Origin of the sequence: Streptomyces solincola (assembly GCF_002982015.1) — a bacterium.
GTDB classification, from domain to species: domain Bacteria; phylum Actinomycetota; class Actinomycetes; order Streptomycetales; family Streptomycetaceae; genus Streptomyces; species Streptomyces solincola.
The window spans coordinates 1-8350 of record NZ_PVLV01000195.1 but is presented as its reverse complement, the minus strand read 5'-3'; the positions used below and the strand labels follow the sequence as shown (position 1 = coordinate 8350).

At 73.1% G+C, this 8350-nt stretch carries 7 protein-coding genes; 4 read left to right on the top strand and 3 right to left on the bottom strand.

Annotated elements, in window-relative coordinates; all coding sequences use genetic code 11:
* Nucleotides 1-301 precede the first annotated feature (301 nt).
* On the top strand, nt 302-883 hold the full coding sequence (locus tag C6N75_RS14185) for a biotin transporter BioY (protein WP_105869253.1): 582 nt from the start codon (nt 302-304) through the stop codon (nt 881-883).
* 282 nt (nt 884-1165) lie between these two features.
* Here the strand turns inward: C6N75_RS14185 and C6N75_RS14180 are convergent, their stop codons facing one another.
* A complete protein-coding gene (locus C6N75_RS14180) occupies nt 1166-2602 on the bottom strand; it encodes an amino acid permease (protein ID WP_105869252.1) in 1437 nt (478 codons plus the stop codon).
* 297 nt (nt 2603-2899) lie between these two features.
* Here C6N75_RS14180 and C6N75_RS14175 point away from each other — a divergent pair, with 297 nt between their 5' ends.
* On the top strand, nt 2900-3394 hold the full coding sequence (locus tag C6N75_RS14175) for a ribose-5-phosphate isomerase (protein ID WP_105869251.1): 495 nt from the start codon (nt 2900-2902) through the stop codon (nt 3392-3394).
* Nucleotides 3394-4203: an Fpg/Nei family DNA glycosylase gene (locus C6N75_RS14170; RefSeq protein WP_105869250.1), complete on the top strand. Its 810-nt coding sequence runs from the start codon at nt 3394-3396 to the stop codon at nt 4201-4203. Before C6N75_RS14175 ends, C6N75_RS14170 begins: the two co-directional genes overlap by 1 nt.
* A 22-nt stretch (nt 4204-4225) precedes the next feature.
* Here C6N75_RS14170 and C6N75_RS14165 read toward each other — a convergent pair whose 3' ends face one another.
* Nucleotides 4226-5464, bottom strand: coding sequence for a GNAT family N-acetyltransferase (locus C6N75_RS14165; protein WP_105869249.1), 1239 nt, complete (start codon nt 5462-5464; stop codon nt 4226-4228).
* A gap of 113 nt (nt 5465-5577) precedes the next feature.
* On the opposite strand from C6N75_RS14165, the gene C6N75_RS14160 reads away from it, so the two are divergent.
* Nucleotides 5578-6729 carry a PP2C family protein-serine/threonine phosphatase gene (locus C6N75_RS14160; protein ID WP_105869248.1) on the top strand — a complete coding sequence of 384 codons (1152 nt, stop codon included), beginning with the start codon at nt 5578-5580 and terminating at the stop codon, nt 6727-6729.
* A gap of 70 nt (nt 6730-6799) precedes the next feature.
* On the opposite strand, the gene C6N75_RS14155 is transcribed toward C6N75_RS14160, so the two are convergent.
* Nucleotides 6800-8101 (bottom strand): acyltransferase family protein, encoded by a 1302-nt coding sequence (locus tag C6N75_RS14155; protein ID WP_105869247.1) that lies wholly within the window; start codon nt 8099-8101, stop codon nt 6800-6802.
* Between the last annotated feature and the right edge of the window lie 249 nt (nt 8102-8350).

Sequence of the window (8350 nt, the reverse complement as noted above, 5' to 3'; positions counted from 1 at the left end):
GGTCCCCCGCCGGGGGCGTGGGGGCGGTCGGCATGGCGGTGCTCGTACTCTGCGAAGGCCCGAAAGGCCGTTTGGCGGGACCCCACAGTCTCTCCGGGAAGCGGTCGCCGGCGCAAAAGGGACCGTCCGACCGGCGTCACACGTGACCGGCGTCACGCCATCGCGGGTGCCGGCGGCGGACTTTGTGCGAAGTCCACCAAGGCGGTGGGCGCCGCTTGTCACCGGGGGCGGATGATCGGCCCGTCCGCGGTGGACTACCGTCGCCGTGTCCCTCCACCCTCCTCACCTCGCCGGAGTCCCGATGAGCACCGCCTTCGCCCCCGCCCGCCCCGGTGCGGTCCTGGCCGACCTCCTTCCCTCCAGCCGCACCCGCGACATCGCGCTGGTCGTCGGCGGGGCGGCGCTCACCGGCCTGGCCGCGCAGATAGCGGTCCCGGTGCCCGGCTCCCCGGTCCCGGTCTCCGGGCAGACCTTCGCCGCGCTGCTGGTCGGCACCGCGCTCGGCGCGCGCCGCGGCTTCCTCTCGCTCGCCCTGTACGTCGTGGTCGGCATGGCGGGCGTGCCGTGGTTCGCCCAGGCCACCTCGGGCTACGCCATGCCGTCCTTCGGCTACCTGCTCGGCATGCTGCTCGCGGCCACCGCCGTCGGCGCGCTGGCCCGGCGCGGCGCGGACCGCTCGGTGCTCCGCACGGCCGGCGCGATGGCGCTGGGCTCGCTGATCATCTACGCGGTCGGCGTGCCGTACCTGGCCCTGGCCACCGGGATGACGCTCGGCCAGGCGGTCTCCGCCGGGCTGGTCCCCTTCCTCGTCGGCGACGCCCTGAAGGCCGCGCTGGCCATGGGCGCGCTGCCGGCCGCCTGGAAGCTCATCGGCCGGAAGTGACCCCCGGGTCGCCCGCGCCGAAGCGGAGACCCCGCGAGGGGCCCAGCACCAGCGGCACCAGCGACCCGAACACCGTCTCGTGGCGAGCCCGGACCCGGTCCGGGCTCGCGGCGTTCCCCCGACGCGCCGGACGGGGACGCGGACACGGGTGAGGCCCTCCGGTCACGGGGCGCGCGTCACGGACGAGATGTCCGGACGCGCGTCCACGGGCAGTGACACGGAGAGCCTCACCCTGCCGCCTGACGGACTCCGTCAGGTTTCCCGGCCGGTCGCCGGAGCGCCTCAGACCCTGGCGGCCAGGGCCTTGCGCCGGCGGTCCAGGAACACGCCGAGGGCGACCACGACCGCGGCGACCAGCACCGACAGCGAGATGACCTGGCGGTTGGCCTCGTCGAAGAACATGTAGACCAGCACGAAGACGATGAAGCCGGCGGTCGCCCAGGTCAGGTAGGGGAACAGCCACATCCTCACGGTCAGCTTCTCCGGGGCCTCGCGCAGCAGGATGCCGCGCATCCGGAGCTGGGTCAGGCAGATGACCAGCCAGACGAAGAGCGCCACCGCGCCGGAGGAGTTCAGCAGGAAGTCGAAGACCTTGTCCGGCGAGACGTAGTTGAAGAACACCGCCACGAAGCCGAAGACCACCGACGCGAGGATCGCCCAGACCGGCACGCCCGACCGGTTGACCTTGGCGAACGCCTTCGGCGCGTCCCCGCGCTCACCGAGCGAGAAGGCCATCCGGGAAGCCGTGTAGAGACCGGAGTTCAGGCAGGACAGCACCGCGGTCAGGATGATGACGTCCATGATCCCGCTGGCGTAGGGCAGGCCGATGGAGTCCAGCGCGGCGACGTAGGAGCCCTTCTCGGTGATCGAGGGGTCGTTCCACGGCAGCAGGGTCAGCACCACGAAGATCGAGCCCAGGTAGAAGACGCCGATCCGCCAGATCACGCTGTTGGTGGCCTTGGTGACCGCGCGCCGGGGGTCCTCCGACTCGCCGGCCGCCAGGGTCACGATCTCACTGCCCATGAAGGAGAAGACGACCATCAGCACACCGGTGAGGATCGCGCCCGCGCCGTTGGGCAGGAACCCGCCGCTGTCGGTGAGGTGCGCGAAGCCCGCGCCCGGGTTCTCCGAGCCCGGCAGCACGCCGAACACGGCCAGCAGGCCGATCAGCACGAACGCGCCGATCGCCACCACCTTGATCCCGGCGAACCAGAACTCGAACTCGCCGTAGGAGCCGACCGAGATCAGGTTGGTCGCGGTGAGCACCACCATCACGATCAGCGCCCAGCCCCACTGCGGTACCGCCGGCACCCAGGACTCCAGGATCACCGCGCCCGCGGTCGCCTCGACCGCCAGCACCACGACCCAGAAGAACCAGTACAGCCAGCCGATGGAGAAGCCGGCCCAGCGGCCCAGCGCGCGGTCGGCGTACGCGGAGAAGGAGCCGGAGTCGGGGCTCGCGGCGGCCATCTCACCGAGCATCCGCATCACCATGACGACCATCGCGCCCACGAGCGCGTAGGAGATCAGGATGGCCGGACCGGCCTTGGCGATGCCGCCGGAGGAGCCGACGAACAGGCCCGCGCCGATCACGCCGCCAATGGCGATCATGGACAGGTGGCGGTTCTTCAGCCCGGCCTTGAGACCGTCAGAGGGCTGGGGATTGCCGGGTTCTCCGGGCTTCCCGCCTTCCTTATGCAGGGTCGGCTGCATGGTCATGGACAGTTCCTTACCTCGGTGGGGCACTCGGGTGACGAGCCCGTGCATTCAAACCCGAGACCGGGAGAGGTCGGAAGACCCGATTCCGTATCGTGATACGAGAGGAGGGTCACGTCCCTTGTATGTTGGTACGGACCTGTTTGCCGGTGACCATCGCACGTCACCGGCCCGATCCGCTCCGCTTCGGGCCCCGCTCCCGTACGGGCGTGCACGACGGGCCCCGGCCCGGGTGCGCCGGGGCGACGAGTCCCGACCCCGCTGACCGTTACCCGGCCGCGCCCGTGCCACACTCCCTCCATGCGCGTGTACCTCGGCTCCGACCATGCCGGCTACGAACTGAAGACCCACCTCGTCCAGTGGCTCAAGGACAACGGCCACGAGCCCGTCGACTGCGGTCCCCACATCTACGACGCCCAGGACGACTACCCGCCGTTCTGCCTGCGCGCCGCCGAGCGCACCGCCGCCGACGCCGACGCGCTCGGCATCGTCATCGGCGGCTCCGGCAACGGCGAGCAGATCGCCGCCAACAAGGTCAAGGGCGTGCGGGCCGCCCTCGCCTGGAGCGAGCAGACCGCCGCCCTCGGCCGCGAGCACAACGACGCCAACGTCGTCGCCATCGGCGGCCGGATGCACACCCAGGACGAGGCCACCGCGTTCGTCCGGATCTTCCTCGACACCCCCTACTCGGGCGAGGAGCGGCACACCCGCCGCATCGAGATGCTCTCCGCCTACGAGACCACCGGCGAGCTGCCCCCGATCCCGGCCCACCACCCGCAGGAGCCCACCGCCTGATGCCCGAGGGGCACACCATCCACCGGCTGGCCGCCGACTACTTCGCACGCTTCGGCGGCCGGCCCGTGCACGCGAGCAGCCCCCAGGGGAAGTTCGCCGACTCCGCCGCCCTGATCGACGGGGCCGTCCTCGCCCGCACCGAGGCGCACGGCAAGCACCTGTTCCTCGGCTTCCGCGAGGAGGAGTGGGTCCACATCCACCTCGGCCTCTTCGGCAAGGTGAACTTCGGCCCCCAGCCCGCCCCGCCGCCCACCGAGACCGTCCGGCTGCGGCTGGCCAACCCGCACGCGCACGTCGACCTGCGCGGCCCCACCGCCTGCGCCCTGATCGGCGAGGACGACAAGCGCGCGATACACGAGCGGCTCGGCCCCGACCCGCTGCGCGAGGGAGACGACCCCGACAAGGCGTGGCGGCGGATATCCCGCAGCCGCACCACCGTCGCCGCCCTGCTGATGGACCAGAAGGTGGTCGCCGGCGTCGGCAACGTCTACCGCGCCGAGGTCCTCTTCCGGCACGGCATCGACCCCTACCGCCCCGGCAGGGACCTCACCCGCGAGGAGTGGACGGCGATCTGGCACGACCTGGTGGCGCTGATGCGCGAGGGCGTGCGGAACAACCGGATCGACACCGTCCGCCCCGAGCACACCCCCGAGGCCATGGGCCGCCCGCCCCGCAAGGACGACCACGGCGGCGAGGTGTACGTCTACCGCCGCACCGCCATGCCCTGCCTGCTGTGCGGCACGCCGGTCAGCACCGCCCCGCTCGCCGCCCGCAACCTCTTCTGGTGCCCCGCCTGCCAGCCCGCCTGAACCGCCGGCCGCCGTACCGGGATCAGAACCCGTGCGGCAGCCAGGGCGCCACCGGCCAGCCGAACGCCACCGACGCCCGGGCCAGCGCCCCCTCCCGCAGCTCGCGCACCCGCCCGGCGGCCGCCAGCGACAGCAGCGGCACCCCGCCCAGATACGCCGAGCCCAACTCCCGTACCGACAGCGCCAGATCCGCCGCGTCCCCGGTCCGCTCGCACGACGCGCCCTTGGCATCCCCGGTCAGCCGCCAACGGCCCGCGTTCCACGGGCAGAAGTCGTCCGCGACCTCCAGCACCACGTCCACCGGCACCTGGTAGGTCCGCGCCGCCAGCGCCTCGCCGACGTCCACCAGCCGTACGTACAGCCCGTCCCGCAGCTTCGGCCGGCACCGCCGGGTGTCGGAGACCAGGTACTGCCAGGCGTCGTCCACCGGCCGCCCCCGGGTGTGCACGCTGCTCGTCAGGTCCAGCCCGAACAGATACCGCCACAGCGCCGCGTACGCCGCCGGGTCCAGCGCCTCCACATCCCGCAGCCGCACCTCCCCGGCCGGGCCGCCCTCGTCCCACCCCGGCTTCACCGCGTACCGCGCGTACCCCACCACCTCGCCGCCGCGCTCCGCGAGCACGCACACCAGCGGCGAGGCCCCGCCCCGCTCGCCCGGCGGGTCCAGCAGCGGCAGCCTCTCCCACCCCGGCGTCCGGGCGATCATCCCCGGCCGCCCCGGCACCAGCGCCGCGTACACCGCCTCGCAGGCGGCCGACGCCTCCTCCGGGTCCGCCAGCCGCAGCGCCACCCCGTCGGCTCCCCGGGGCCCCTCCGGCACCGCCAGCCCGGCCCGGTCGGTGTCGATCTCCGCACTCACCTGCCAGGTGCCCAGGCCGTACCCGAACCGCCCGTAGATCGCCGGCTCCGACGCCGTCAGCACCGCCAGCGGCTCACCCCACGCCCGTACGTCGTCCAACTGCCGCCGCATCATCGCCGACAGCAGCCCGCGCCGCCGGTGCGTCGGCGCGACCCCCACCATCGTCACCCCCGCCGCGGGGACCAGCGCCCCGCCCGGCACCGACACCCGGAACGGGAACGCCGCCGCCGTCCCCACCCACCGCTCGCCGTCCCGCAGCCCGATCGCCCGCTCCGGCACGGTCAGATCCCGCCACAGCGCCTGCTCCCGGGGCGAATCGGCCACTCCGCCGAAGGCCAGCTCCAGCATTCCGTACCACTCGTCCCAGTCCTCCGCCCGGAGGACCCGCGTCTCGATCGCCATACGCCATCCGTACCAGCCGCCTCCCGGCGGCGGCGACCCGTTTTCGCACCGCGCGGGCCGTACGGGAAGGGGCCCCCTGCACGCCCGGGCCCGGGTGGATAGGGTCCAGGCCAATGGCCCGTGCAGCGAGAACCCAGACCCTCACGGCCCGGACTCGCAAGAGAGCGCTCCGGGCCAGGATCGCGCTGCGCAGATCCGCCGTCGACTACTTCCGCGGCGACGGCTCCGACTGGATCGCCTTCGCCGGACTGCTGCTCACCGTCCCCGCCCTCGCACTGGCCACCATCGCCTTCCCCGTCTGGTGCGCCCCCTCCGCCCTCGTGCTGCCGATCGTCGCCGGCGGGCTGCTGCTGCGCCCCGCCAGCCTGCTCGGCCTCTACGCGGCCGCCGCCGCCGCGCTGATCGCCGAGTCCGTGGTCCTCGGCCCCTACACCGCCGAGGACTCCGCCGGGCGGGTCACCCCCGGCACCGTCCTCGTGGTCGCCGCCTGCGGCCTGTTCGGACTCCTCATCGCCCAGTTCCGGGCCCGCGTCGGGGTGCCCTGGCGGCGCGGCGGCACCATGCTCTTCGACCTGCGCGAACGCATCCGCGCCCAGTCCGCGCTGCCCCACCTGCCCCAGGGCTGGCACCACGAGATGGCGCTCCGCCCGGCCGGCGGCCAGTCCTTCTCCGGCGACTTCGTGGTCGCCGCCCGCACCCACGGCGGCCGCACCCTGGAGGTCGTCCTCACCGACGTCTCCGGCAAGGGCATGGACGCCGGCTCCCGCGCCCTGCTGCTCTCCGGGGCCTTCGGCGGACTGCTCGGCTCGCTGCCCCCGCACGGCTTCCTGCCCGCCGCCAACGGCTACCTGCTCCGCCAGGACTGGGAGGAGGGCTTCGCAACCTCCGTCCACCTGGTGCTCGACCTCGACTCCGGCGACTACGAACTGCTCTCCGCCGGGCACCTGCCCGCCCTCCAGCTCCACGCCGGCACCGGCCGCTGGGAGGAGACCGCCGCCGAGGGCCCGCTGCTCGGGGTGTACGACGGGGCCGAGTTCCACCCGGTCAAGGGGACCCTGCGCCCCGGCGACGTGCTGATGCTGTTCACCGACGGCCTGGTGGAGGCCCCCGGCCGGGACCTCGCCGAGGGCGTCGACCGGCTCACCGGCGAGGCCGACCGCTATGTCGGCACCGGCTTCACCGGCGCGGCCTGGCACCTCATCGAGGCCTGCGCCAAGGACGTCAACGACGACCGCGCCCTGCTGCTGATCACCCGCGACGCCTGAGCCCCCGCCGCACGGCTGCTCCGTACGACGGGGGCTGCGGGCTCGGACCTCCGGGCCCCGGGGCGGGGGATCAGTCCCGGCCGCCGCCTGCCCGGCTGAGCTGGAGGGTGCGCGAGACCGCCGCCTCGTCGCGGCCCTCGTGGCCCTCGTGGCCCTCCTGGCGCTCCCGGCCGGGTTGGGGCGCGGCGGGAGCCGTCTGACGCCGGGCCGCCGCGGCCTCGGCCGGGTCCTCCTTGAAGGCCCAGTCCATCCTCGGCTCGGTCACCCAGCGCAGCGCCCGGCGCACCGGGGACGTGCACGCCAGGGTCACCACGGTGGCCGCCGCGACGGTCAGCACCACCCGGCCGGCCGGGCTCGCCAGCCAGTCCTGGCGGTCCACCACATGCCAGTAGTCCAGCGCCTTCACGCCGAAGCCGTGCAGCAGGTAGCCGGTGATGGTGCCCGCGCCCAGCGCGGTGAACCACGTCCTGCGCTGCGGCACCAGGGCCAGGAAGGCCGCCGTCAGCACCAAAGCGCACCCGGTCAGCAGCACCAGCATCACCGGGGCGGTCCACCAGGCCATGCCCATGTCCTCCACCGGGCTGGCCCGGTAGAACCAGCTCAGCTTCATGCCCGGCGCGATCCAGTACGCGAACAGCAGCGTGGCCAGCAGGACCGGCACCGCCGCGATCCGGGCCTCCCGCCGCCGCACCAGGTCGAAGTGCTCGGGCTTCATCAGCAGGCCCAGCACGAAGAACGGCAGGAACTGAAGCACCCGCATCAGGTCCAGGTCCGACCCGGTGGCGGGGGAGAGGGAGGCCGTGACGGCGACCGCCACGGAGACCGCCAGCGGGTACTTCAGGCTCCGCCACAGCGGCACCGACAGCCGCCACAGGAACAGCGCGACCAGGAACCACGTCAGATAGAAGGGGTCGGTCAGACTCAGCGAGCGGTCCCAGTCGCCGGTCGCCCAGGAGGCGAACAGCGTGTACGCCGTCTCGAACACGAGATACGGCACGACCAGACCGGTGAGCAGCCTTTTCACCTGATCCGGCCGCCCGGCGAAACTCCGCGAGAAGTATCCGGAGACAAGGATGAACGCCGGCATGTGGAAGGTGTAGACGACCATGTAGACGGCCCGGGTCGTCCGGCTCCCGTCCATGACGAGTTCCCACGAGTGTGCGATCGCGACCAACACGATGGCCAGGTACTTCGCATTGTCGAAGAACGGGTCCCGCGCTTTGCGGGCGGGACCGGCCGACCCGGCGGCGTCGCCGCCGCCGGGCCTGGCCGCTCTGTCCACGCCGTGCGGCGGCGGGTTCGCGGCGGCCGACGCCGGGTCCTCGACCGGCGGGAGCGGGGTCTTCGGGTTTCCGTGCGGAGCCTGGAACATTCGAGGCACGCTAGCCCGGCTCGTCGCATTCGTAAAACCCGGAACGGGTTCCGCGCGGCGGGCGTGTTCTCGCTTTCGCACCGCCTTCGCCTGCCCGCATTGCACGGACTCATCCGCGTTGATCGGGGCGTTCGGTCACCGGTGCCGCACGCCGCATTACCGGCGGCCCATGCTGCGGTTTTCCTGTGAGCGATATGTGCGGATGCGAAAAGCGTCACAATCCACGGCCGCCCCCGCCCGGCCCGCGTC